The following is a 1,292-nucleotide window of genomic DNA, read 5'->3' as shown; positions in this document are numbered from 1 at the left end:
CTCGGGTACCGCAGCCCGGCTGAGTATGCTGAAATCTGTACCCATTGAAGAAACCGCGGCCCGCATAACGCGTGGACCTACTTCCGGGGGCAACCCAGCAACTCTGAAGACGACACCTCGGCCGAGGAGCAGACCGAAGACAACCAAGGAGCAAGTGACGTCGGTAATGGCAACGGGAACAATGACAACTGAACCCGCGTAAATACAGTCACCGAAGAGTTCCCAGGCCACCAATTGAGCGGCCCCGCAGCAAGGTTGTCCTATCCGAATGGGGTTGGGGGCGCAGGATTCATCCGCTGTGAGACGCTTAGAGGCGTCTCGTAAGCGTAGTTTTATAAGACACTCAGCAGGCACTCTGCTGTGCACCTTCGACTCCGCGTGATATCGGGGTTTTGAGTGTCTCGTTAAGGCGTCTCGACGCAATTAGTCTCACAAGGGTCCTCCACCCACATTTGTGAGGCATTCTTGTCTCATGAGGCTTTTGGGGTACACGCGTGTCAGTACGGCGAGTCAGGATTCGCAGTTGCAGGTTGATGCGTTGCTGGGGGAGGGGGTGCAGCGTCGGGATGTGTTCTTCGATGTCACCTCTGGATCCAAAACCGCGGTGTCTCGTCCAGGTATGAAGAAGCTGCTGGAGTATGCCGAGTCCGGGGACACCGTAGTCGTCTGGCGAGTCGACCGGCTAGGCCGGTCGTTGATCGACGTGCTGAACACGGTGAATCTTCTCCGGGATAGGGGGGTTGCGGTGAAATCCATCAGCGATGGGATTGATCCTGTGACCTCGACGGGTCGGTTGATGCTGAACATGCTCGCCACGTTGGCCGAGTACGAACGCGAACTCATTACCGAACGGGTCAACGCTGGCATCGCGGCGGCAAAGCAAACCGGCACCCGCTTCGGCCGGCCACCATCGGACCCTGCGGTGGTCGCGGAAAAGCTCCAGGTGGTTCAGGAGGCACGGATGCGAGGTCGCACGGCGACTGAGGCGGCAAAACTGGTGGGGTGGAGTAGAGCAACTTTCTATCGGCACCAGCAAAAACCGAACTCGGGTACGTAAAAGAGAAATCCACCAGGTTGGTGCCCTTTCGAACCGGGATCTCCCACCGTTACCGAGGCACCGCAAGTATTCTTCAAGCACCGTCGATTCAGCTGTTCCCCTAACTCTCAGGGTGGCATGACCCCCTAATTTCGGTCCACGAGTTATGAGAGTCGCACTAGCGCCCGACGCTCCGGGCAGGAAAACTGGTGTGACCATGACAAGCAAGAGAAGACGCCATACCCCGGAACAGATC

The 1,292-nt window shown here is 57.7% G+C and carries 1 protein-coding gene; it reads left to right on the top strand.

Annotated features, from left to right (window positions below):
• The first annotated feature begins 472 nt into the window (after positions 1-472).
• Positions 473-1,057 (top strand): recombinase family protein, encoded by a 585-nt coding sequence (locus I2487_RS08585; protein ID WP_207172898.1) that lies wholly within the window; start codon positions 473-475, stop codon positions 1,055-1,057.
• The last annotated feature ends 235 nt before the right edge of the window (positions 1,058-1,292 follow it).

Source organism: Nesterenkonia sp. E16_10 (assembly GCF_017347085.1).
Classification (GTDB): domain Bacteria; phylum Actinomycetota; class Actinomycetes; order Actinomycetales; family Micrococcaceae; genus Nesterenkonia.
This window is presented reverse-complemented; position numbering and strand designations above follow the sequence as displayed.